This is a genomic window from Geodermatophilus sp. DSM 44513, assembly GCF_032460525.1.
Classification (GTDB): domain Bacteria; phylum Actinomycetota; class Actinomycetes; order Mycobacteriales; family Geodermatophilaceae; genus Geodermatophilus.
Genome location: NZ_CP135963.1, coordinates 981,437 through 1,003,551 on the forward strand (window position 1 = coordinate 981,437; position 22,115 = coordinate 1,003,551).

24 protein-coding genes are annotated in these 22,115 nt (G+C 75.6%); 18 read left to right on the forward strand and 6 right to left on the reverse strand.

All coding sequences use genetic code 11. From position 1 onward, the window contains the following. Nucleotides 1–150: 150 nt before the first annotated feature. The 6 genes from RTG05_RS04690 (at nucleotide 151) to RTG05_RS04715 (ending at nucleotide 7,426) form a co-directional block, all read left to right on the forward strand. On the forward strand, nucleotides 151–1,134 hold the full coding sequence (locus tag RTG05_RS04690) for an ABC transporter permease (RefSeq protein WP_166527668.1): 984 nt from the start codon (nucleotides 151–153) through the stop codon (nucleotides 1,132–1,134). 11 nt (nucleotides 1,135–1,145) lie between these two features. Beyond that, nucleotides 1,146–2,108, forward strand: coding sequence for an ABC transporter permease (locus RTG05_RS04695; protein WP_166527669.1), 963 nt, complete (start codon nucleotides 1,146–1,148; stop codon nucleotides 2,106–2,108). A 56-nt stretch (nucleotides 2,109–2,164) separates the two neighbouring features. After that, nucleotides 2,165–4,213, forward strand: a complete 2,049-nt coding sequence (locus tag RTG05_RS04700) for a dipeptide ABC transporter ATP-binding protein (RefSeq protein ID WP_315912325.1) — start codon at nucleotides 2,165–2,167, stop codon at nucleotides 4,211–4,213. Nucleotides 4,214–4,355: 142 nt separating this feature from the next. After that, nucleotides 4,356–6,047 (forward strand): ABC transporter family substrate-binding protein, encoded by a 1,692-nt coding sequence (locus RTG05_RS04705; protein ID WP_166527671.1) that lies wholly within the window; start codon nucleotides 4,356–4,358, stop codon nucleotides 6,045–6,047. Nucleotides 6,048–6,131: 84 nt separating this feature from the next. After that, on the forward strand, nucleotides 6,132–7,016 hold the full coding sequence (gene mshB, locus RTG05_RS04710) for an N-acetyl-1-D-myo-inositol-2-amino-2-deoxy-alpha-D-glucopyranoside deacetylase (protein WP_208104796.1): 885 nt from the start codon (nucleotides 6,132–6,134) through the stop codon (nucleotides 7,014–7,016). Then, nucleotides 7,013–7,426: a hypothetical protein gene (locus tag RTG05_RS04715; RefSeq protein WP_166527673.1), complete on the forward strand. Its 414-nt coding sequence runs from the start codon at nucleotides 7,013–7,015 to the stop codon at nucleotides 7,424–7,426. The genes mshB and RTG05_RS04715 overlap by 4 nt, the downstream gene beginning before the upstream one ends. Here the strand turns inward: RTG05_RS04715 and RTG05_RS04720 are convergent. Beyond that, nucleotides 7,383–8,138 carry a GNAT family N-acetyltransferase gene (locus tag RTG05_RS04720; RefSeq protein WP_315912326.1) on the reverse strand — a complete coding sequence of 252 codons (756 nt, stop codon included), beginning with the start codon at nucleotides 8,136–8,138 and terminating at the stop codon, nucleotides 7,383–7,385. The two genes, RTG05_RS04715 and RTG05_RS04720, sit on opposite strands and share 44 nt — an antisense overlap. Nucleotides 8,139–8,297: 159 nt before the next feature. Between RTG05_RS04720 and fdxA the strand changes: the two genes are divergently transcribed. From fdxA to RTG05_RS04740, 4 genes are all read left to right on the forward strand, one after another. Beyond that, nucleotides 8,298–8,624, forward strand: coding sequence for a ferredoxin (gene fdxA / locus RTG05_RS04725; protein ID WP_089404596.1), 327 nt, complete (start codon nucleotides 8,298–8,300; stop codon nucleotides 8,622–8,624). Between the two features lie 32 nt (nucleotides 8,625–8,656). Further along, nucleotides 8,657–9,742: a succinyldiaminopimelate transaminase gene (dapC, locus tag RTG05_RS04730; protein ID WP_396349634.1), complete on the forward strand. Its 1,086-nt coding sequence runs from the start codon at nucleotides 8,657–8,659 to the stop codon at nucleotides 9,740–9,742. Further along, a complete protein-coding gene (locus RTG05_RS04735) occupies nucleotides 9,739–10,629 on the forward strand; it encodes an aminoglycoside phosphotransferase family protein (RefSeq protein WP_166527674.1) in 891 nt (296 codons plus the stop codon). The genes dapC and RTG05_RS04735 overlap by 4 nt, the downstream gene beginning before the upstream one ends. A 92-nt stretch (nucleotides 10,630–10,721) precedes the next feature. Further along, complete coding sequence (locus RTG05_RS04740; protein WP_166527675.1) at nucleotides 10,722–12,059, forward strand: MFS transporter; 1,338 nt, start codon at nucleotides 10,722–10,724, stop codon at nucleotides 12,057–12,059. Nucleotides 12,060–12,119: 60 nt separating this feature from the next. On the opposite strand, the gene RTG05_RS04745 is transcribed toward RTG05_RS04740, so the two are convergent. Beyond that, on the reverse strand, nucleotides 12,120–13,058 hold the full coding sequence (locus tag RTG05_RS04745) for a hypothetical protein (protein ID WP_315912327.1): 939 nt from the start codon (nucleotides 13,056–13,058) through the stop codon (nucleotides 12,120–12,122). Nucleotides 13,059–13,151: 93 nt separating this feature from the next. Between RTG05_RS04745 and RTG05_RS04750 the strand changes: the two genes are divergently transcribed. Beyond that, nucleotides 13,152–14,237, forward strand: a complete 1,086-nt coding sequence (locus RTG05_RS04750) for an alpha/beta fold hydrolase (protein ID WP_166527676.1) — start codon at nucleotides 13,152–13,154, stop codon at nucleotides 14,235–14,237. Nucleotides 14,238–14,309: 72 nt separating this feature from the next. Here RTG05_RS04750 and dapD read toward each other — a convergent pair whose 3' ends face one another. Continuing rightward, nucleotides 14,310–15,284 carry a 2,3,4,5-tetrahydropyridine-2,6-dicarboxylate N-succinyltransferase gene (gene dapD, locus RTG05_RS04755; protein ID WP_315912328.1) on the reverse strand — a complete coding sequence of 325 codons (975 nt, stop codon included), beginning with the start codon at nucleotides 15,282–15,284 and terminating at the stop codon, nucleotides 14,310–14,312. Nucleotides 15,285–15,505: 221 nt separating this feature from the next. Between dapD and dapE the strand changes: the two genes are divergently transcribed. The 5 genes from dapE (at nucleotide 15,506) to RTG05_RS04780 (ending at nucleotide 18,942) form a co-directional block, all read left to right on the forward strand. After that, nucleotides 15,506–16,618, forward strand: coding sequence for a succinyl-diaminopimelate desuccinylase (dapE, locus tag RTG05_RS04760; RefSeq protein ID WP_166527677.1), 1,113 nt, complete (start codon nucleotides 15,506–15,508; stop codon nucleotides 16,616–16,618). Next, a complete protein-coding gene (locus RTG05_RS04765) occupies nucleotides 16,615–17,454 on the forward strand; it encodes an LOG family protein (RefSeq protein ID WP_166527678.1) in 840 nt (279 codons plus the stop codon). The genes dapE and RTG05_RS04765 overlap by 4 nt, the downstream gene beginning before the upstream one ends. An 84-nt stretch (nucleotides 17,455–17,538) precedes the next feature. After that, nucleotides 17,539–17,913 (forward strand): DivIVA domain-containing protein, encoded by a 375-nt coding sequence (locus RTG05_RS04770; RefSeq protein WP_166527679.1) that lies wholly within the window; start codon nucleotides 17,539–17,541, stop codon nucleotides 17,911–17,913. Beyond that, the gene (locus RTG05_RS04775; protein WP_166527680.1) at nucleotides 17,906–18,364 is read left to right on the forward strand and encodes an SRPBCC family protein; all 459 of its coding nucleotides are present in this window, start codon (nucleotides 17,906–17,908) and stop codon (nucleotides 18,362–18,364) included. Before RTG05_RS04770 ends, RTG05_RS04775 begins: the two co-directional genes overlap by 8 nt. A gap of 20 nt (nucleotides 18,365–18,384) precedes the next feature. Then, complete coding sequence (locus RTG05_RS04780; protein ID WP_166527681.1) at nucleotides 18,385–18,942, forward strand: Uma2 family endonuclease; 558 nt, start codon at nucleotides 18,385–18,387, stop codon at nucleotides 18,940–18,942. Between the two features lie 6 nt (nucleotides 18,943–18,948). Here RTG05_RS04780 and RTG05_RS04785 read toward each other — a convergent pair whose 3' ends face one another. Genes RTG05_RS04785 through RTG05_RS04795 form a run of 3 tightly spaced genes read right to left on the reverse strand, consistent with a single transcriptional unit; the run spans nucleotide 18,949 to nucleotide 20,475 of the window. Then, on the reverse strand, nucleotides 18,949–19,281 hold the full coding sequence (locus RTG05_RS04785) for a TfoX/Sxy family protein (RefSeq protein ID WP_166527682.1): 333 nt from the start codon (nucleotides 19,279–19,281) through the stop codon (nucleotides 18,949–18,951). Between the two features lie 4 nt (nucleotides 19,282–19,285). Next, the gene (locus tag RTG05_RS04790; protein WP_166527683.1) at nucleotides 19,286–20,023 is read right to left on the reverse strand and encodes a cytochrome c oxidase assembly protein; all 738 of its coding nucleotides are present in this window, start codon (nucleotides 20,021–20,023) and stop codon (nucleotides 19,286–19,288) included. Further along, nucleotides 20,020–20,475: a DUF2243 domain-containing protein gene (locus RTG05_RS04795; RefSeq protein ID WP_315912329.1), complete on the reverse strand. Its 456-nt coding sequence runs from the start codon at nucleotides 20,473–20,475 to the stop codon at nucleotides 20,020–20,022. Before RTG05_RS04795 ends, RTG05_RS04790 begins: the two co-directional genes overlap by 4 nt. A gap of 67 nt (nucleotides 20,476–20,542) precedes the next feature. Here RTG05_RS04795 and RTG05_RS04800 point away from each other — a divergent pair, with 67 nt between their 5' ends. Continuing rightward, the gene (locus RTG05_RS04800) at nucleotides 20,543–21,442 is read left to right on the forward strand and encodes a DMT family transporter (protein ID WP_166527684.1); all 900 of its coding nucleotides are present in this window, start codon (nucleotides 20,543–20,545) and stop codon (nucleotides 21,440–21,442) included. A 31-nt stretch (nucleotides 21,443–21,473) separates the two neighbouring features. Beyond that, nucleotides 21,474–22,028, forward strand: coding sequence for a DNA-3-methyladenine glycosylase I (locus tag RTG05_RS04805; protein WP_166527685.1), 555 nt, complete (start codon nucleotides 21,474–21,476; stop codon nucleotides 22,026–22,028). The last annotated feature ends 87 nt before the right edge of the window (nucleotides 22,029–22,115 follow it).

Here is a 22,115-nt window from a genome sequence, read left to right on the forward strand (position 1 = left end):
TCGGGCCGCCGGGGGGTGAGGGAGGGGACGCGTGCGGGCTCGATCCGGGTCGGGGACCCGCCGGCGAGGCGCCGGATCGGGTCGGGCACCGTCGCAGGGGCACGCACGCCGGAGCCCGCTCCGGCCCGACGACACCGGTGGAGGACACCCGTGGCGCGTTTCCTGCTGAAGCGACTGGCGAACTACGCCGTCCTGCTGCTCGTGGCCACCACGGTGGCCTACGTCGTCGCCTCGCTGGCGCTGGACCCCCGGGCCCGCTACGAGGGGCGCAACCCGCCGGTCCCGCCGGAGGTCGTCGACCAGGCGCTCACCTCCTACGGCGTCAACGACCGCGACCCGCTGCTCGGCCGCTACCTGGACTGGATCGGCGGCCTGCTCACCGGGGACTTCGGCCAGACGGTGACCGGCGGCGACATCAACGCCGAGCTGGGCGCCCGGGCCCTGGTCAGCCTCCGGCTGCTGCTGCTCGGCACGATCGTCGGGATCACCGTCGGCGTGCTGCTGGGCGTGTGGAGCGCCATCAAGCAGTACCGCCTCACCGACCGGCTCTCCACCGCGTTCGCCTTCTTCTTCATCGCCACCCCGGTGTTCTTCACTGCGGTGCTGCTCAAGTACGGCGCGCTGCAGGTCAACGAGGCGGCCGGGACGACGCTGCTCTACTACACCGGCTACGAGACACCCGGCCTGGAGGCCGGCTTCTGGGGCACCCTGCGCGACCAGGTCGCCCACCTGGTCCTGCCGACCCTGTCGATCGCCCTCGGCCTGATCGCGCTGTTCTCCCGGTACCAGCGCAACGCGATGCTCGACGTCATGGGCAGCGACTTCCTGCGCACCGCCCAGGCCAAGGGGCTCAGCCGGCGGCGGGCGCTGTTCAAGCACGGGCTGAGGACCGCGCTCATCCCGATGGCCACGCTGCTGGCCTACTACTTCGGCACCCTGGCCGTGGGCGCCACCTTCACCGAGAAGATCTTCGGCTGGCACGGCATGGGGGAGTGGCTGGTGGACTCGATCACCGGCAACGACATCAACGTCGTCGCGACCGTCGCCTTCTTCACCGCCGTCTTCGTCCTGTTCGCCGGCTTCCTGTCCGACGTGCTGTACGCCGTCCTCGACCCGCGCGTGCGGGTCTCCTGAGGAGCGCCGACATGACCATCCCCGTCGACCCGCTCGTCGTCGCCGACGACGACGCCCTCCGGGACACCGACCGCCAGCAGCCGCCGGGGCCCGACGTCGTCGTCCGGGGCCGCCGCCAGCTGGTCACCCGGCGGCTGCGCCGCGACCGGGCCGCGATGGCCGCCCTCGTCGTCCTCATGGCGCTGTTCATGCTCGCCTTCGCCGGCCCCACCGTCTACCGGCTGATCACGGGCTGGACCTACACCGACCAGGACTTCACCGCCTTCCTGCAGCCGCCCTCGCCGAGCCACTGGTTCGGCACCACGCAGATCGGCGGTGACGTCTTCGCGCTGACCATGCGCGGCCTGCAGAAGTCGCTGCTGATCGGGCTGCTGGTGGCGGTCATCTCCACCGGGCTGGCCGCGGTCGTGGGCGCCTTCGCCGGCTACCTCGGCGGCTGGACCGACCGGGTCCTCATGTGGCTGGTGGACCTGCTGCTGGTGATCCCGGCGTTCCTCGTCGTGGCGATCATCAGCCGCAACCTGGACGGGGGCGGCTGGATCGCGCTGGTGTTCCTCATCGCGGGGTTCGGCTGGATGATCACCGCGCGCATCGTCCGCGGCATGACGCTCAGCCTGCGGGAGCGGGAGTTCGTGCTGGCCGCCCGCTACTCCGGGGTGTCCACGCCGGGGATCATCTTCCGCCACCTCATCCCCAACATGAGCTCGCTGCTCATCATCGACGCGACGATCGCGGTGGCGACGGCGATCATCGCCGAGTCCGGGCTGTCCTACTTCGGCTTCGGCGTCAAGCCGCCGGACGTCTCGCTGGGCACGCTGATCGCCGACGGCACCCAGTCGGCCTTCACCTTCCCGTGGCTGTTCATGTTCTCCGGCGGTCTGCTCGTGCTCACCACGCTGGCGGTCAGCGTCTTCGGCGACGGGCTGCGCGACGCGCTGGACCCCGGCGCCAAGCGCGCCGGCGGCACGCAGTGAGCACCGCGGCGCGACAGACCCCGGCCGCCACCGATCTCGGGGCACCCCTGCTGGAGGTGCGCGACCTGACGGTCACCTTCCCCGGTGAGGACGGTCCGGTCCCGGCGGTGCGCGGGGTCAGCTACACGCTGTCCCCGGGCGAGGTGCTGGGCATCGTCGGCGAGTCCGGCTCCGGCAAGTCCGTGTCGTCCCTGGCGGTCATGGGCCTGCTGCCGGCCTCCGCACGGGTGTCGGGGAGCGTGCGGCTGCACGGCCAGGAGCTCCTCGGCCTGCCCGACCGCGAGCTCACGCGCATCCGCGGCAGCCGGGTCGCCATGGTGTTCCAGGACCCGCTGTCCGCGCTCACCCCCGTGTACACGGTCGGCGACCAGATCGCGGAGACCGTGCAGGTGCACCAGGGGCTGTCCAAGGCCGCCGCCTCCCGCCGGGCGGCCGAGCTGCTCGACGCCGTCGGCATCCCCAACGCCGCCGCCCGGGCGCGGGCCTACCCGCACGAGTTCTCCGGCGGCATGCGGCAGCGGGTGATGATCGCGATGGCGATCGCCAACGACCCCGACGTCCTCATCGCCGACGAGCCGACCACGGCGCTGGACGTCACCATCCAGGCCCAGGTGCTCGAGCTGCTGGACACCGCCCGGCAGATGACGCACGCGGCCACGGTCATGATCACCCACGACCTGGGCGTGGTCGCCGGCATCGCCGACCGGGTGGTCGTGATGTACGCGGGCAAGGCGGTGGAGAGCGGGCCGGTCGACCCGGTCTACGCCGACCCGCGGATGCCCTACACCATCGGGCTGCTCGGCTCGGTGCCGCGGCTGGACCGGCCCGACCAGCCGCTCACGCCGATCGAGGGCTCGCCGCCGAACGTCGGCCGGCTGCCCGCGGGCTGCCCCTTCGTGCCCCGCTGCCCGGTGCGCATCCCGCTGTGCTCGGACGTCGAGCCGGCGCTCGAGCCGGCCGCCGGGGGGCGTCAGCAGGCCGCCTGCCACCGCAGCGAGGAGATCGAGGCCGGCCGGATCGGCGGCTCGCCGGTCTTCCCGGTGCCGGAGATCGCCGCCGCACGCGTGCAGCTGCCGCGCGAGCAGCGCACCGCCGTGCTGGAGGTGCGCGACCTGGCCCGGCGCTACCCGGTGACGCTGGGCGTGGTGTTCCGCCGCACCGTGGGCACCATCACCGCCGTCGACGGCATCACCTTCGACGTCCGCGAGGGCGAGGCGCTGGGTCTGGTCGGCGAGTCCGGCTGCGGCAAGACGACGACGATCATGCAGATCCTCGACCTGGCCCGCCCGCAGGAGGGCTCGGTCGCGGTGCTCGGGCGCGAACTCGGGTCCCTCGGCAAGGCCGAGCGCAAGCAGCTGCGCCGCGACGTGCAGGTGGTCTTCCAGGACCCGCTGGCCTCGCTGGACCCCCGGCTGCCGGTGGGCGACATCATCGACGAGCCGCTGCGCGCCTTCGGCGTCCCGGCCGGTGAGCGCCGCGACCGGGTGCGCGAGCTGCTGGCGCTGGTCGGGCTGAGCCCCGAGCACGGCAACCGCTACCCGGGGGACTTCTCCGGCGGGCAGCGGCAGCGCATCGGCATCGCCCGCGCCCTGGCGCTGGAGCCGCGGCTGCTGGTCCTCGACGAGCCGGTGTCGGCCCTGGACGTGTCCATCCAGGCCGGCGTGCTCAACCTGCTCGAGGACCTCAAGGCCCGGCTCGGGCTGGCCTACCTGTTCGTGGCCCACGACCTGTCGGTGGTGCGGCACATCGCCGACCGGGTGGCGGTCATGTACCTCGGGCGGCTGGTGGAGGTGGGCGCCTCGGCCGACGTGTTCGAGCGGCCCACCCACCCCTACACGCAGGCGCTGCTGTCCGCCGTCCCGATCCCCGACCCGGCGGCCGAGCGCCGGCGCTCGCGGATCCTCGTGCGCGGTGACCTGCCCAGCCCCGCCGACCTCCCCTCGGGGTGCCGGTTCCGCTCCCGCTGCCCGCTCTACACCGAGCTGGGCACCGACGAGCGCCGCCGCTGCGAGGAGGTCGACCCCGCGCTGGCCCACCACGGCGGCGGGCACGACCAGCAGGCCGCCTGCCACTGGGCCCGGGAGCGGCACGTGGTGCCGGAGTGACCGGCGCCGCAGCGAGGAGGACCCGGACCGGTCGCCGCGGCGACGCGGCGGCGAGCGGGCGACGGGCACCCGTCGCCCACCGACACGGGCAGATGCCCCACCGCCCCCGCGACCAGCGGGGGCACCGACCAGGGAGCGACACTTGAGACTGAGAAGCCCGTTGCGGGCGGCTGCTGCGTGCACCGCCGTCACGCTGATCCTCACCGGCTGCGGCGGTGGGACGACCACCGAGGGCGGGGGCGGGACCGGCGAGGCCGCGCCCGCCACCGAGAACGAGATCAACCCGGTGGACCGCGCGGAGCTCACCGAGGGCGGCGACCTGCGCTGGGCCCTCACCGAGATCCCGCCGAACTTCAACTACTACCAGTTCGACGGCACCCTGGCCGACAACGCCGACGTCATCGAGGCGCTCATGCCGACGGCGTTCCACTACGAGGCCGACGCGACCCCGGTCGTGGCCGAGGACTACTTCACCAGCATCGAGCTGACCAGCCAGGACCCCCAGCAGGTCACCTACGACATCAACCCGGACGCCACCTGGTCCGACGGCACCCCGATCACCGCCGCGGACATGGTCGCCCAGTGGCAGGCCAGCAACGGGACGAACCCCGCCTACAACATCTCCTCCAGCAACGGGTGGGACCAGATCGAGTCCGTCGAGCCGGGGGAGAGCGACAAGCAGGCCGTCGTCACCTTCGCCAACCCCTATTCGGACTGGCAGGCGCTCTACAGCCCGCTGTACCCGGCGTCGACCAACACCGACCCGGAGGTGTTCAACACCGGCTGGATCGAGCAGCCGCAGGTCACCGCCGGCCCGTTCCGGCTGCAGGGCATCGACCGCAACGCGCAGACCATCACGCTGGAGCGCAACCCCGACTGGTGGGGCGAGCCGGCGCTCCTGGACCGGATCATCTACCGGGTCCTGGAGTCCGACGCGCAGATCGACGCGCTGCTCAACGGCGAGCTGGACTTCATCGAGATCGCCGCGGACGTCAACAAGCTGCAGCGCGCCCAGTCCGCCGAGGGCATCGCCATCCGCCGCGCCGGCGGACCGAACTTCCGGCACATCACCATCAACGGCACCTCGCCGGTGCTCTCCGACGTCAACGTCCGCCAGGCGCTGGCCAAGGCCATCGACCGGCAGACCATCGCCGATGCGCTGATCGGCCCGCTCGGTGGGGACACCACCAAGCTGGACAACCACATCTTCATGACCAACCAGGAGGGCTACCAGGGCAACGCCGGGGAGCTCGCCGAGCCCGACGTCGCGGCGGCCAACGCGCAACTCGATGAGGCCGGCTGGACCCGCGAGGGCGAGGGCACCCGGACCAAGGACGGCCAGCCGCTGTCCATCCGGATGGTCATCCCCTCCGGCGTGGCCGCCAGCGCGCAGGAGGCCCAGCTGATCCAGAGCATGCTGGCCCAGGTCGGGGCCGAGCTGCAGATCGAGACGGTCGCGGCCAACGAGTTCTTCAACAGCTACGTGCTCATCGGCAACTACGACATGACGGTGTTCGCCTGGCTCGGGACGCCGTTCCCGATCAGCTCGAGTCAGTCCATCTACGCCGAGCCGCAGGGCGAGGAGATCCAGCAGAACTTCGCCCGCGTCGGCTCGCCGGAGATCGACCAGCTGCTCGACCAGGCCACCCAGGAGCTGGACCCGGCCCGGGCCCGCGAGCTGGCCAACCAGGCCGACGCGGAGATCTGGGAGATCGTGCACTCGCTGACGCTGTACCAGCGGCCGGACATCATCGCGGCCACCGACCGGCTGGCCAACCTCGGCGCGCAGGGCTTCGCCAGCGAGCGGTACGAGGACATCGGCTTCACCAGCTGACCTGCGGCGGGCGGGAGGTCGGTGCGTGGCACCGGCCTCCCGCTCCGTGTCCGGGCCCGGGCGGCCTGCGGGAGGATGGACGGCGTGACGCCCTCCCGCCGCCTGCTGCTGGTGCACGCCCACCCGGACGACGAGACGATCAACAACGGGGCCACCATGGCCCGCTACGTCGCCGAGGGCGCCCAGGTCACCCTGCTCACCTGCACCCTGGGCGAGGAGGGCGAGGTGCTGGTCCCCGAGCTGGCGCTGCTGGGCCCCGAGCACGCCGACCAGCTCGGCGGCTACCGGATCGGTGAGCTGCGGGCGGCGATGGACGCCCTCGGCGTCACCGACTGGCGCTTCCTCGGCGGCCCGGGCCGCTACCGGGACTCCGGGATGATGGGCACCCCGGCCAACGCGGCGCCGCGGGCGTTCTGGAACGCCGACCTCGACGAGGCGGTGGCGCACGCCGTGGCCGTGGTCCGCGAGGTCCGGCCGCAGGTGCTGGTCACCTACGACGAGAACGGCGGCTACGGCCACCCCGACCACATCCAGGCCCACCGCGTCGCCATGGGCGCGGTCGATGCCGCCGCCGACCCCGGCTACCGCCCGGACCTCGGCCCGCCGTGGGACGTGGCCAAGGTCTACTGGTGCTGCGTGCCGCGCTCGGTCATGCGCCGGGGCATCGAGGCGATGACCGCGCAGGGGCAGGACTCGCCGTTCGCGTCGCTCGGCGAGGTGGACGACGTCCCCTTCGTCGTCCCGGACGAGCTGGTCGCCGCCGCGGTCGACGGGCGGGCGCACGCGGGCGCGAAGGAGGCGGCCATGCGGGCGCACGCCACCCAGATCACCGTCGACGGCCCGTTCTTCGCGCTGTCGAACAACCTGGGCCAGGAGGTGCTCGGCACCGAGTACTACCGGCTGGTGCGCGGGGAGCGGGGCACGGCCGACGGCTGGGAGGACGACCTGTTCGCCGGCCTGGACGCGTGATCCGGCGGGTGGGGGCGGGCCTGCTGGTCGTCGTCCTGGCCCTCTGGCTGGCGCTGGTGGAGGTCTTCTGGCTGCCGCTGCGCGTCGCCGGCGTGCTGGTGCCGGTGTCGGTGGCCGCCGCGGTCGCCGGCAACCTGCTGCTCGTCGGGCTGGCCGCGCGGCTCACCGGCTCCCGGCCGGCGGCGGTGCTGCCCGCGCTGGTCTGGCTGGTGGTCGCCGTGGGCGGCAGCATCCGGCGGCCCGAGGGCGACCTGCTGGTCACCGGTACGGGCGGCCTCGGCGTCGTCAGTCTGGCCTTCCTGCTCGCCGGGGTGGTGGCCGCGTCCTTCGCCGTCGGGAGGGTACTGGCCGCGCCCCGGGACGGCCTCAGCCCGGCGCCCGCCGGTAGTGGTAGCGGTGGTGCTCGATGAGCCCGGCCCGCCGGTAGAGCTCCCGCGCCGGCGCGTTGGACGCCGCGACCTGCAGGTACAGCCAGCGGGCCCCGCGGCCGGCCCCCCAGCGCTGCAGCGCGGCCATGACCGCGGTCGCCAGCCCCTGCCGGCGGTGCCGCTCGTCGACGGTGACCGCGGCGACCCCCAGCCACCCGTCGTCGACCACCCCGCGGCCGACCGCGGCGAGCGGGGCCGGCGGGGGGTCCCGGCGCACCGCGGCGAAGGCGACGTCCTCGGCGTTGGTCAGCACCGCGCGGGCCGTCGGCGGCAGCGGCCCGCCGCGGTGGCGGTAGCCGGCCAGCCAGGCGTCGTCCGGCTCGGGGGAGAGGGCCACCGGTACGCCGTCGGCGGCAGCGGGCGGGTCCAGCGGGGCCGTCAGCACCAGCACGTCCTCGTCGCGCTCCCACCCGGCCGCGGCGAACGCCGCGTCGGCGCCGCGGGCCTGCCGGCCGGCCAGCATCGCGGCCGGGCGCAGGTCGCGGTCCCGGTACCAGCGGGTCACGGCGTCCACGGCGTCGGGCAGGGGCCGCCCGGGGTCGCCCACGACCAGGGCGGAGTTGGCCCGGCCGGTGAAGCCGCCGCCGGCGCGCAGCAGCCAGTCGCCCAGGGAGCCCTCCTCGGGAGCCCGCCAGCCGCGGGCGGCCAGCCGCTCGAGGTCGGCGACGTCCAGGGGTGACCGGCGCTGTCCCACGGTCGGTCATCCTGCGCCGTCCGGTCGCGTCCCACCCGGTGGGGTCCACCACGCCCCCCGTCGTCGTCCCAGCCGGGCCCCACGGGCCATACTGAGGACCGGAACGACCGGCTCCGCAGCCGGTGGAGCGACCCCGCACGTCCCCGGGAGGGAACCACCGTGACCTACGTCATCACCCAGGCCTGCGTCGACGTCCTCGACAAGGCGTGCATCGACGAGTGTCCGGTGGACTGCATCTACGAGGGCGACCGGATGCTCTACATCCACCCCGACGAGTGCGTCGACTGCGGCGCCTGCGAGCCGGTGTGCCCGGTGGAGGCCATCTACTACGAGGACGACGTCCCGGACAAGTGGAAGGACTTCTACAACGCCAACGTGGAGTTCTTCTCCGACCTGGGCAGCCCCGGTGGCGCGGCGAAGACCGGCCGGGTCGGCAAGGACCACCCGCTGGTCGCCGCGCTCCCGCCGCAGGGCGAGGGGCACTGACCGGCACGGCCGCGGGGACGGCGGCCGGCCGGCTGCCCGACTTCCCCTGGGACTCCCTCACCGGGGCCCGCGCCACGGCGGCCCGGCACCCGGGCGGGGTCGTGGACCTCTCGATCGGGACCCCGGTCGACGACACCCCCGGACTGCTCGCCGCCGCGCTCGCCGGCGCCGGCAACGCGCCGGGCTACCCGACAGCCCTGGGCACCGCCGAGCTGCGGACGGCGGCGGCCGGGTGGCTGCAGCGCCGGCTCGGCGTCCGGCTGGCCGACCCGCTGGGCTCCGTCCCGTCGGTGGTGCCCACGGTCGGGTCCAAGGAGCTGGTCGCGCTGCTGCCGACCGTGCTGGGGCTGCGCGGCGCCGGCACGGTGCTGATCCCGGAGGTCGCCTACCCGACTTACGAGGTGGGCGCGGTGCTGGCCGGGCTCGCCGTGCGGCGCACCGACACCCCGCCGGACGACGCCACCGACGTGGTCCTGGTGTGGCTGAACTCCCCGGGCAACCCGCACGGCCGGGTGCTGACCGACGACGAGCTGCGTGCCTGGGCCGCCTGGGGCCGAGCGCACGGCGTCCCGGTCGTGGCCGACGAGTGCTACGCGACGCTCGGCTGGGACGTCGCCCCGCGGTCGCTGCTGCACCCCGCGGTCGCGGGGGCGGACCACACCGGCCTGCTGGCGGTGCACTCGCTGTCCAAGCAGTCGACCGCGGCGGGCTACCGCGGGGGGCTGCTGTCCGGCGACCCGGAGCTGGTCCGTCAGGTGTGGGAGGTGCGCCGGCACCTCGGGCTGCTGGTGCCCACCCCCGTGCAGGCCGCCATGGCCGCCGCGCTGGCCGACGACGCGCACGTCGACGCGCAGCGGGAGCGCTACCGCGCCCGCCGCGCCCGACTGGCTCCCGCCGTCCGGGCCGCCGGGGCCCGCATCGACCACTCCGCGGCCGGGCTCTACCTGTGGGTGACCCGCGACGAGGACTGCTGGACGACGATCGACTGGCTGGCGGGCCTGGGCATCGTCGCCGCCCCCGGCTCCTTCTACGGCCCGGCCGGGGGGCGGCACGTCCGCCTGGCGCTCACCGCCACCGACGAGCGCATCGACGCCGCCGTGGAGCGCCTGACGGCATGACTCCGGTGACCGTCCCGGCCACCCTGGCCGCGGCAGTGGCCGACGTGCACGGGGCGGCCGGGCGCACCTGGCTCGCCGGGCTGCCCGACGCCGTGACCCGGTGCGCCGACCGCTGGGGGCTGACCCTCGGCGAGCCCTACCCGGCCTCCTACCACTGGGTGGCGCCCGCGGTCCGGGACGACGGCTCGGCCGTCGTCCTCAAGCTGGGCCTGTCCGGCGACCTCGGCGCCGAGGCGGCCGCCCTGGCCGCCTGGGACGGGCAGGGCGCGGTGCGGCTGCTGGCCGGGCAGGACGACGACGGCACCGACGCGCTGCTGCTGCAGGCCGCCCGGCCGGGCACCGACCTGTGCGCCCTGCCCGACGAGGAGGCACTGCCGGTCCTCGCCGCGGTGGCCCGCCGGCTGCACGCCGGCGGGGCGGCGCGGCCGGCCGGTGTCCGCGACAGCGCCGACCGGGTGGCGCTGCTGCGCGCCGGGTCGCCGCTGGTGCCGCCCGGGCTCACCGGGCGGGCCGCGGACGTCCTCGAGCGGCTGCTGGCCACCGCCGCCCCCGCGGTGCTGTGCCACGGCGACCTGCACCACGCCAACGTGCTCCGCGACGGCGCCGGGTGGCTGGCCATCGACCCGCACGGGGTCTGGGGCGAGCCGGCGCTGGACGCCGGCACGGCCCTGCACAACCCCCCGCGGGCGTGGGCGACCGTCCCGGACCTGCCCCGGCTGGTGCACCGGCGGGTGGCGCTGCTCGCCGACGGCCTGGGCGTCCCGGCGGCGCGGGTGCGGGCGTGGGGGCTGGTCAGCGCCGCCGTCGGCCTGGTCTGGACCGCCCAGGACCACGGCCGCACCGACGACGACGTCCTCGCGCTGGCCCTGGTCCTCGCCGGCGGGTGACCGCGGCCCCGGCGCCGCGGTTGACAGCCCGCCGGGCAGCACCTGTGATGGAGGTCACCGGACACGGGCGCGGCCCGGACCTGGAGGGCGCGATGAGCGACCGGACCGTGCAGCCGGGTGCCACCTGGACCACCGCGGACCGCCGCCGCACCCGCCGGGCCGCGCTGGCCGGCGGGGTCGGCACGCTGATCGAGTACTACGACTTCAGCCTGTACGGCTACCTGGCGGTCGTCCTCGCGCCGCTGTTCTTCCCCAGCGAGGACCCGGTCGTGTCGCTGCTGTCCGCGCTCGCCGTCTTCGGCACGGCCTACCTCATCCGCCCGCTCGGCGGCATCGTCTTCGGGCACCTGGGGGACCGGTACGGCCGCAAGCGGGCGCTGCTGGCCACGCTGGTCTGCATGGGCGTGGGCAGCACCCTGATGGGCGTGCTGCCCACCTACGCCCAGGCGGGCGTGTGGGCGACCGTGCTGCTGGTCCTGGTGCGGCTGCTGCAGGGCTTCTCCGCCGGCGGTGAGGTCGGTGGGTCGGCCACCTTCATCTCCGAGTCGACACCGCGGCACCTCAAGGCGACCTACGGGGCCTTCACGCCGCTGGGGTCGACCGGTGGCTTCGCGCTGGCCGCGGCGGTGGCCGGCACCACCACGGCGCTGACCACCGACGCGCAGATGGACTCCTGGGGCTGGCGGGTGCCCTTCCTGCTGGCCCTCCCGCTGACGCTGTTCTGCCTCTGGGCCCGCACGCGGGTGGAGGAGACCCACGACGGCGGCAGCGGCCACCAGGAGCACTCGCCGGTCGGCCACGTCTTCCGCCGGCAGCCCCGGGCGCTGGCCCAGGCGACCGCGATCAGCGCCGCCACCAACGGGACCGCCTACATCGGGCTGACCTACCTGAGCATCCACCTGATCACCCGGCTGGGGTACGAGCCGGCGCCGGTCTACTGGATCGCGACCGCGGCCATCGGCATCTCGGCGCTGTGCATGCCCCTCGGCGGGCTGCTCGGCGACCGCATCGGCCGGGTGCGACTGGCCGAGATCGGGTTCGTCGGCTACCTCCTGCTGACCTACCCGATGATGGCGCTGATGGACGACGGCCTGGCCGTCGCCGCCCTCGCCTACCTGGTGATCATGCTGAACACCGTCGGCGCGCAGGTGGGCGCCTACACCCTGCTGCCCCTGCTGTTCGACCAGCGCTCGCGCTACACCGGGGTGGCGATGGGCTGGAACCTCGGCGTGATCATGGCCGGCGGCACCGCGCCCTACCTGGCGGTGTGGCTCATCGAGCGCACCGGCAACGAGCTGGCGCCCGCCTTCTTCGTCATCGTGGTGAGCCTGGTCGGGCTGGCCGCGCTGGCCTCGATCCGGCGGAGCTCGCTGCAGCGGGTCGAGCACGGCCACGACCGGGAACCGGCCGGCGCCGTCGGACGCGGCTGAGACCGCAGCACGGCCCGCCCCGACGCGGACCCCGCGACCCGGCCGACGCGGCCGGCAGGCTCACCGTGCCAGGGTCAGCCGGACCGTGTCCGGGCCGGCGTCCGAGGCGGCCCAGCCGCCGCCGGGGGTCCACTCCGAGCCGGCGAAGGCCACCGACGCCAGCCCCAGCCGCTCGGCCTGCGCGACCGCCCAGGTCGCCGTCGGCCAGCCGGCGGCCGGGTCGACCTCCACGGCGCCGAACCGCTCGGTGGTGGTCGCGCCGAGCTCCCGCTCCACCACGGCGGCGACCGCGGTGACCCGCTGGCTCAGCCGCCCGCCGGGAGCACGCGGCTCGAAGCTGCAGGTCAGCCGGCCGGGTTCGTCCGCGGTGAGGGCCGCGGTGAGCTCCTCGGCCAGCGCCGAGTGCTGCTGGTAGGCCTCCGGGAAGGCCGAGCGCTGCACGGCGTCCGCGGCCTCGGTGAGCCGGCGGGTCTGCCAGTCGCGGACCTCGACCAGGCCGTCGTAAAACCGGCCGGCCGCGTAGACCGGGTCGGTCACCTGCTCCGGGGTGCCCCACCCCTGGGAGGGCCGCTGCTGGAACAGGCCCAGGGAGTCCCGGTCGCCGTAGTCGAGGTTGCGCAGCGTCGACTCCTGCTGGGCGGTCGCCAGGGCGATGACGACCGCCCGCTCCGGCAGCCCGCGGGCGCGGCCGACCGCGGCGATCGTGGCGGCCGAGGACGCCTGCTCGGCGCTCAGCGTCCGGCCGGTGCCGGCCACGGTGCAGGAGCCGGTGAGCGCCGTCCCGTCCGGGCCCTCGATCCCGCGGACCAGCACGACCACCCCCAGGACGACGAGCCCGACCAGGCCCAGCGGCAGCCACGAGCGCCACGAGGCGGCCGGCGCGCCCGGCCCCCCGCGCCCGGCCGGTGCCCGTCGTCGCGGCGGCCGGCGGCGGGCCGGGGCACGGCGGGAGGCCGTCGTACGGGTGCCCCGCCGTGCCGTCGCGCTGCCTGTGCCCACCACGTCGACTGTAGGTGCGCAGGCCGGTGGAGCGGCGCTGCCGCGGAGGGGTGTCCGTCGCTAGCGTGGGCCGCCCGACTGCGAGGAGACCCGATGAGCGACGTCCTGCTGCCCGGCATCGCCGCCACCCGCGTGGCCACCCCGCGGCTGGTCCAGTCCGTGCTGCACCCCGAGGGGACGCAGCCGGCCGGTCCCGGGGAGGCCGTGCTGTTCGTACACGGCAACGTCAGCTCGTCGCTGTTCTGGCAGCCGACGCTGCTGGCGCTGGCCGACACCGGTCCGGTGCGGCCGCTGGCGGTGGACCTGCGCGGCTTCGGTGACACCGACCCGCTGCCGGTCGACGCACGCCGCGGCGTGCGCGACTGGGCCGACGACGTGGCCGCGCTGGTCGACACCCTGGGCCTGGCGCGGGTGCACCTGGTCGGCTGGAGCATGGGCGCCGGTGTCGTGCTGCAGTACCTGCTCGACGCGCCGGAACGGGTGGCCTCGATCGCACTGGTCGCGCCGGTCTCCCCGTACGGCTTCGGCGGGACGGCGGGCACGGAGGGACGGCGGCTGTCCGAGGACGGCGCCGGGTCGGGCGCGGGCGCGGCCAACCCGGCGTTCGTGGCGGCGCTGGCCGCCGGGGACACCACCGCCGACACCCCGGCCAGCCCGCGGTCGGTGCTGCGCGCCTTCTACGTGGCACCCGGCGCGCTGCCGCTGGACCCGCAGCTGGAGGACGTGCACGTCGCGGCGATGCTGTCCACCCGCACCGGGGAGGACCACTACCCCGGCGACGCCGCCCCCTCCGCCACCTGGCCGGGCACCGCGCCGGGGCAGCGTGGCGTGCTCAACACCCTGGCGCCCACCGTGTTCGACGTGTCCGGGATCGCCGGCCTGCCGCACAAGCCACCCGTGCTGTGGGTCCGCGGCGACGCCGACGCCATCGTCTCCGACACCTCGCTGTTCGACCTGGCCCACCTGGGGTCCCTCGGCGCGGTGCCGGGCTGGCCGGGGCCCGAGGTGTGCCCACCCCAGCCGATGGTCACCCAAACCCGCGCCCTCCTGGACTGCTACGCGGCCGGCGGCGGGTCCTACCGCGAGCTCGTGCTGCCCGGCGTCGGCCACTCCCCGCACGTCGAGCGCCCGCAGGAGTTCGTCGTGGCGCTGCTCGAGCACCTCGACGCCGCCCGGTGAGGTGCTGGAACGGCCCCCTCGCAGGGGTCCGCGCCGAGCGGAGCGAGGGGCGGGGGGCGAGGGGGTCCTCTCTCAGTTGGCGTGCAGGGCGGCGTTCAGCTCGCCCCAGGTCCCGGTGCGGGGCAGCGCCTCCAGCGCGCCGGAGACCGAGTTGCGGCGGAACAGCAGGCCGTCGCGGCCGGAGAGCTCGGCGGCCTTGACGACCGAGCCGTCGGGCAGGGTGACGCGGGCGCCGGCGGTGACGTAGCAGCCGGCCTCGACGACGCAGTCGTCGCCCAGGGAGATGCCGATGCCGGCGTTGGCGCCGAGCAGGCAGCGCGCGCCGATCGAGACGACCTCCCTGCCGCCGCCGGAGAGGGTGCCCATGATCGAGGCGCCGCCGCCGACGTCGCTGTCGGAGCCGACCACCACGCCGGCGCTGATCCGGCCCTCGACCATCGAGGGGCCCAGGGTGCCGGCGTTGTAGTTGACGAACCCCTCGTGCATGACCGTCGTCCCCTCGGCGAGGTGGGCGCCCAGCCGCACGCGGTCGCCGTCTGCGACGCGGACGCCGGAGGGGATGACGTAGTCGACCATCCGCGGGAACTTGTCGACGCCGTGCACGGTGACCTGCCCGTGCGCGGCGCGCAGCCGGTGCGGGTTGAACGTCGCCGCCTCGACCGGGCCGGCGCTGGTCCACGCGACGTTGCTGAGCAGGCCGAAGACGCCGTCCATGCTGATGCTGCGCGGGGTGACCAGCCGGTGCGAGAGCAGGTGCAGCCGCAGCCACACGTCGTGGGCGTCCGCCGGCGGTGCGGCGAGGTCGGCGATCACCGTGCGGACGGCGACCACCTCGACGCCGCGGGACTCGTCGCTGCGCACCAGGCCGCCGTAGTCGGGGCCGAGCTCGCCGGCGATCTCCAGCGCGCCGAGCCGCTCGGTGCCGCCGCGGGCGCCCTCGGGCGCGCCCAGGCGGGGCTCGGGGTACCAGGTGTCGAGCACGGTGCCCGCGGGGGTCAGGGTGGCCAGGCCGGCGGCGACGGCGGAGCGCGAGGCGGGAGCGGTCACGGCGCCGACGCTACCCAGCGCCCGGCGCGGCCTCCCGGCGTGGTCCGGAGCCGGGACGGTGTCCCCCGCGCAGGCTCGTGCTCTGCCCACCGGGAGTGGGCAGAGCACGAGCTTCCCGGGGACCAGGTGGTCGCCGCGCCGACCCAGCGGAGACGACCGGCGCGGAACCGACCGCGCGCTGCGGCGGCCCGCCCCGTGCGCCGCCCGTAGGCTCGGGCGTCGTGAGTGCCCCGATCGTGCTGGACCCCGCCGCCGACGTGCTGGCGCTCACCCGCGCGCTGGTCGACGCCCCGTCGGTGTCCGGCGGCGAGGCCCCGCTGGCCGACGCGGTCGAGGCGGCGCTGCGGGGGCTCGGCGGGCTGGAGGTCGAGCGGGTGGGGAACACCGTCCTCGCCCGGACCGACCTGGGCCGGCCCACCCGCGTCGTCCTCGCCGGCCACCTGGACACCGTGCCGATCGCCGGCAACGTGCCCAGCCGGCTCGACGAGGGCACCGGCCGCCTCTACGGCTGCGGCACCAGCGACATGAAGGCCGGCGACGCGGTCATGCTGCGGCTGGCCGGGCGCTTCGGCGTCCCGGGTGCCGCGCCCGCGCACGACCTCACCTTCCTCTTCTACGACAACGAGGAGGTCGAGGCGGTGAAGAACGGCCTCGGCCGGGTCGCCCGCGAGCGCCGGGGGTGGCTCTACGGCGACCTGGCGATCCTGCTCGAGCCCACCGACGGCGAGATCGAGGCGGGCTGCCAGGGCACCCTGCGCGCCCGGCTGGAGACCACCGGCAGGCGGGCGCACAGTGCGCGCAGCTGGCTGGGTGTCAACGCCGTCCACGCGCTCGCCGGACCGCTCGCCACGCTGGCCGCCTACCGACCCCGCGAGGTGCAGATCGACGGCTGCCACTACCGCGAGGGCCTGAACGCCGTCGGCGTCTCCGGGGGCGTGGCCGGCAACGTCGTCCCGGACCAGGCCGCGCTGATGGTCAACTTCCGCTACGCGCCCGACCGCGACGAGGACGCCGCCGAGGCGCACGTCCGCGAGGTCTTCGCCGAGGCGATCGCCGCCGGCGCCACGCTCACCGTCACCGACAACGCCGGCGGCGCGCTGCCCGGCCTGGCCGAGCCCGCGGCCGCGGCCTTCGTCGCCGCCGTCGGCCGCCCGGCCCGGGCGAAGCTCGGCTGGACCGACGTGGCCCGGTTCGCCGCCTTCGGCATCCCCGCCGTCAACTACGGCCCCGGCGACCCCCAGCTCGCCCACACCCGCGAGGAGCACGTGCTGGTCGAGCGACTGCAGCCGGCCGAGGACGCGCTCGTCGCCTACCTGTCCGGGAGGCCCGCATGACCACCACCCCCGAGCCCGCCGGAGCCCGCAAGCCGCGGCCCACCCGCCACCGCGGGCCGGTGATGCTGCGCGGCGGGGAGCCCGACCCACGCCTGCAGGGGACGACGACCGACGCGCGGCTGCTGGACCGCCGCGGCCCCACCGACTGGGTGCACACCGACCCGTGGCGGGTGCTGCGCATCCAGAGCGAGTTCGTCGAGGGGTTCGGGCTGCTGGCCGAGCTGCCCAAGGCGGTCAGCGTCTTCGGCAGCGCCCGCACGCCCCGCGACCACCCGCACTACGCCTCGGGCGTGGCGATCGGGGCGGCGCTGGCCGACGCCGGGTACGCGGTCATCACCGGTGGCGGGCCCGGCGCGATGGAGGCGGCCAACCGCGGGGCCTCCGAGGCCGGCGGGCTGTCGGTCGGTCTGGGCATCGAGCTGCCGTTCGAGCAGGAGCTCAACGAGTGGGTGGACGTCGGCATCGCGTTCCGCTACTTCTTCGTCCGCAAGACGATGTTCGTGAAGTACGCGCAGGCCTTCGTCATCCTGCCCGGCGGCTTCGGCACCCTCGACGAGCTGTTCGAGGCGCTCACCCTGGTGCAGACCCGCAAGGTGACCCGCTTCCCCGTGGTGCTGTTCGGCTCGGAGTACTGGTCCGGGCTGGTCGACTGGCTGCGGACGACCATGGTGCCCGCGGCGACGATCAAGGACACCGACCTGGACCTGTTCCGGGTCACCGACGACGTCGAGGAGGTCGTGCGGATCATCCGGGCGGCCGAGGAGGCGCGGACGGCCGGGGACAACGGCGGCGGCATGCGGTCGGTGCCGGTCGACGACGCCCCGAGCGACGCGTGAGGACAGCCGAGGGAGCATCGCAGCGAGCGCCCGCGAGCGAGGAGCGGACCGCGGCGCGGGATCACGCCGTGGGGAGGGCCTGAGGTGCTCGACGCGGTCGTCGTCGTCCTCACCGTGCTGGTCGTGGGGGCGCTGCTGTTCCTCGGCGGGTCCGTCCTGCTCGGCCGTGGGGAGACGTCCCCGCCGGCCGACGCGGACCGCTCGCCGCTGGAGCTGCCGGTCGACCGGCCGGTCACGGCGGACGACGTCCGCGGGGTGCGCATGTCGGTGACCGTCCGGGGCTACCGGATGACCGAGGTCGACTGGCTGCTCGAGGAGTTGGCCCGGGCGCTCGAGGAGCGCGACGGGGAGGTCGCGGCGCTGCGCGCCCGGCTGGAGGAGGCCGGGCGGGCCACGCCCGGTGCCGAGGACGCGCCGCCCGTCGGGGCCGGCGGGAACGGGAGTCACGGGGATGCCTGAACTACGCGTGTCGGTCGACGTCGAGGCGCCGGTGCCGATGGTGTGGCGCGCGCTGGTCGACTGGGAGCGGCAGGGTGAGTGGATGCCGCTGACCGACGTCCGGGTCGTCGGCGGTGACCCACACGGCGTCGGCGGCCGGATCGAGGCGCGCACCGGGGTGCCGACCGGCGACGGCCGGCACGCCGGCCTGCTGGACACCCTGGAGATCACCGGCTGGGACCCGCCGCGCCGGGTCGACGTGCTGCACACCGGCCGGGTGGTGCGCGGCCCCGGCGTGTTCGAGGTCGTGCCCCGCAACGCGGGCGCCACGGTGGTGTGGACCGAGCACCTCGACCTGCCGCTGGGCCGCCTCGGCCGCCTGGCGTGGCCGCTGGTGCGCCCGTTCGCGGCCTACGCGCTGCACTTCGGGCTCAGCCGGTTTCGCGACTTCGCCCGCCGCTACCCGAGCTGACCGGCCGTAGGCTGGGCGCCATGTCCACTGCGCCGGCCCTGCAGCCCGCGCTGATGACCGCCGAGCAGCTCGTCGAGCTGCCCGACGCGGGCAAGCGCCATGAACTCGTCGAAGGAGTGCTGCTGAGCATGGCACCGGCCGGCGGTCGGCACGGCAGCACCGGGGCGCGCCTGCTGATCCGGGTCGGGACCTTCGTGGAGGACCGCGACCTCGGTGACGTCTTCACCGCTGAGACCGGTTTCCTCCTCCGCCGTGACCCCGACACGGTCCGCGCTCCCGACGTCGCCTTCATCGCGTCCGACCGGGTGGCCGAGGCCCGCGTGCCCGGCTTCATCCCGCTGGCGCCCGACCTCGTCGCCGAGGTGGTCAGCCCGTCCGACCGGGCCACGGACGTCACGGCGAAGGCGTTGGCCTGGCTGGACGCCGGGGTGCGGCTGGTCTGGGTGGTCGACCCGGAGACCCGCACGGTGACGGTGTACCGGCCGGACGGCGTACGCGTGCTGCGCGGCGCGGACGCCCTCGACGGCGGGGACGTGCTGCCCGGGTTCACCCTCCCGCTGACCGGGCTGTGGGGGTAAGCCGGGTCAGGGGCGCGCGGTGCGGGTGAAGTCCAGCGCCTCGCGGGCCAGCGGCAGGTCGGTGGCCGGCTCGCCCTGGGGCAGGGACACCCACTCCCGGTAGGGCCGTCCCGCGTCCGTGCCGAACGGTCGGCCGGTGCCATCGGCGAGCAACGCGGTCACCCGGGCCTCGGGGACCTTCAGCACCAGGGCACCGCCCACCACCATCGCGAACGTCGCCCCGTGGACCGTGAGCGTGCGTGACCCGAACCGGCGGGGCCCGGCGGTGTCCGGTGGGGTCACCCCGGGCTCCCCGGCCAGGGCGTCGACGAGGGCGGTCAGGCGGGCGGCGGCGTCCACGGGGTCATGCTCGCCGGCCCAGGGCCGCCGCGGAGGACTCCGCGGCGCGGACCGCTCCCCGGCTGACGTACCAGCGCCGCCACAGCACCGCCGCGGTGACCAGGGTGACCACCGTGCCGCCGTCCCACATCAGCCGGGCGCCCTCCTCGGCGGCCCGCACCCCGGCCGGCGGCGCGGCGTAGAGCGCCGTGGCCAGCACGTCGTGGGCGGCCGCCCCGGCGGCCAGCGCGCCGGCGCGCACCCCGACGGAGCGGCGGTGCGGCGCGGGGTCGACGGCGAGCACCGCGGCGGTCGCCAGGTAGCCGCTCACCAGCACGTGCACCGCGACCGCGGCGGCGACGCCCGGCCGGTGGCTGAGCGCGGCGTGCAGGCCGGTGCCGTACAGCAGCCACAGCCCGGCGGCGTTGGCCGGGACGGCGACCACCGGGTCGGCCGCCCAGCGCAGCGGCGCCGTCCGCAGCAGCCGGGCCAGCCGCCGGGCCGCGGCGACCGGCAGCGCCCGCAGCGCCAGGGTGACCGGGGCGGCCAGGACCAGCAGGAGTGGGGCGACCATGCCCAGCAGCAGGTGGCCGGCCACGTGCGTGCGCAGGTCCCCGTGGGCGGCCGACAGCACGGCGCCGCCGGCGGCCGCGGCCAGCCCGGCCAGCCAGGACGCCGTCCGCAGCAGAGGCCACGCCGTGCGCCCGGCGGCCGCGACGTACAGCGCCCCGGCGGCCAGCAGCGCGAGGACGACGGCGCTCACCGCGCGGGACGGCGCCGGGCCTGCAGCAGCAGCGCCGCGCCGGCGCCCAGCAGGAGCACGCCGCTGCCGATCCACGCGACGTCGTAGCCGGTGAGGTCCACCCCGTAGCGGACCTGGTGCACCCGCAGCACCTTGTGGTCGACCACGCCGTCGAACAGCTGGAAGCTCCCGGCACCGAGCAGCACCAGTGCCCACCACCGGCCGGCGTCGAACGCGCCGCGGCGGCGCAGGTCGGCCAGCAGCGCGAGCCCGGCCACGACGGCCGACAGCGTGGCCGCGTGCAGCAGGCCGTCGGAGACCAGCCCGACGGTGCCACCGGCACGGTCGTAGAACATGTGCCAGGCCAGCAGCTGGTGGAACACGATCTCGTCGACCGAGCCCATCAGCCCGGCGCCGACCAGCAGCCCCGAGGTCGCCAGTCGCCGTCCGGACTCGGGAGGGGCGCCGCGCACCGTCCGGCGGTGCCCGGTGCGGCAGCCGGGAAACGCCGGGGCAGGATGACGCCGTGCGAGGGCAGCGGTGAGCCGGCGGGGCTGGGCCCTGTTCCTCACGATGTCGGTCGTCTGGGGCGTCCCCTACCTGTTGATCAAGGTCGCGGTCGAGGACCTCTCCCCGGTCGTCGTCGTCTTCGGCCGGTGCCTGCTCGGCGCGGCGCTGCTGCTGCCCTGGACCGTCGCGCGCGGCCGGCTGCGTCCCGCGCTGCGGCGCTGGCGGCCGCTGCTGGCCTTCACCGTGCTGGAGATGACCGGCCCCTGGCTGCTGATCGCCTACGCCGAGCAGACCCTGTCCAGCTCGCTCACCGGCCTGCTGATCGCCGCCGTGCCGTTCGCGGCGGCGCTGGCCGCCCGGCTGAGCGGCGACGGGGAGCGGCTGGGCCCGGTCCGGCTGCTCGGCATGGGCCTGGGCGTGGCCGGCATCGCCGTGCTGCTCGGCCTGGACGTGGAGGCGGTCGCGCCGCTGCCGCTGCTGGCCATGGCGCTGGTCGTCGTCGGGTACGCCACCGCGCCGCTGATCGTCACCCGGTCGCTGCCCGACGTGTCCGGGGTGGCCGCCAGCGCGGTCGCCCTGACGGTCACCACGGTGGTCTACGCGCCGTTCGCCGTCCCGCGGCTGGGGCAGGTGGCGCGGGCGCCGTCGGACGCGCTGCTGGCCGTGCTGGTCCTCGGGGTCGTGTGCACGGCGCTGGCCCTGGCGGTGTTCTTCGCGCTCATCCGCGAGGTCGGCCCGCAGCGGGCGCTGGTCATCACCTTCCTCAACCCCGGGGTCGCCGTCCTGCTCGGCGTCCTGGTGCTCGACGAGCCGCTCACCCTGGGGCTCGCCGTCGGCCTGCCGGTCGTCGTGCTCGGTTGCGTGCTGGCCACCCGCCGCAGCCCGGCGCGGCGCGCCCGTGCCGAGGACGTCGACGTCGCCGTGCCCTGAACCGTCGGCCCGCGGCGCTAGCGTCCCGGCCGTGGACGCCGAGCCGACCCGCTGCGCCTGGGCGGACAGCACCCCGGACTACCGGGCCTACCACGACGAGGAGTGGGGCACGCCGCTGCACGGCGACGACGCCCTGTTCGAGCGGCTCTGCCTCGAGGCCTTCCAGTCCGGGCTGTCCTGGCTGACCATCCTGCGCAAGCGCCCGGCGTTCCGCGCCGCCTTCGCCGGGTTCTCGATCGACGCGGTGGCCGGGTTCACCGCCGAGGACGAGGCGCGGCTGCTCGCCGACGCCGGCATCGTCCGCAACCGCGCCAAGGTCGCCGCCGCGATCGGCAACGCCCGCGCGGCACAGCGGGTGCCGGAGGGGCTGTCCGCGCTGCTGTGGTCGTTCGCGCCGACGGGGCACCGGCCCCGCCCGGCCACCCTCGCCGACGTCCCGGCCACCAGCCCGGAGTCGACCGCGATGGCCCGCGAGCTCAAGCGCCGCGGGTTCGTCTTCGTCGGTCCCACGACCGCCTACGCGCTCATGCAGGCCACCGGCATGGTCGACGACCACGTGGCCTCGTGCTTCCGCGCGGCCGAGTGACGCCGGAGCGGGTGGACCCGGGTTGGACCTGCGCCGGGGATACGGGATCATTGACCGGAGCTCACAGCTATCGACGACGCCGCGCCG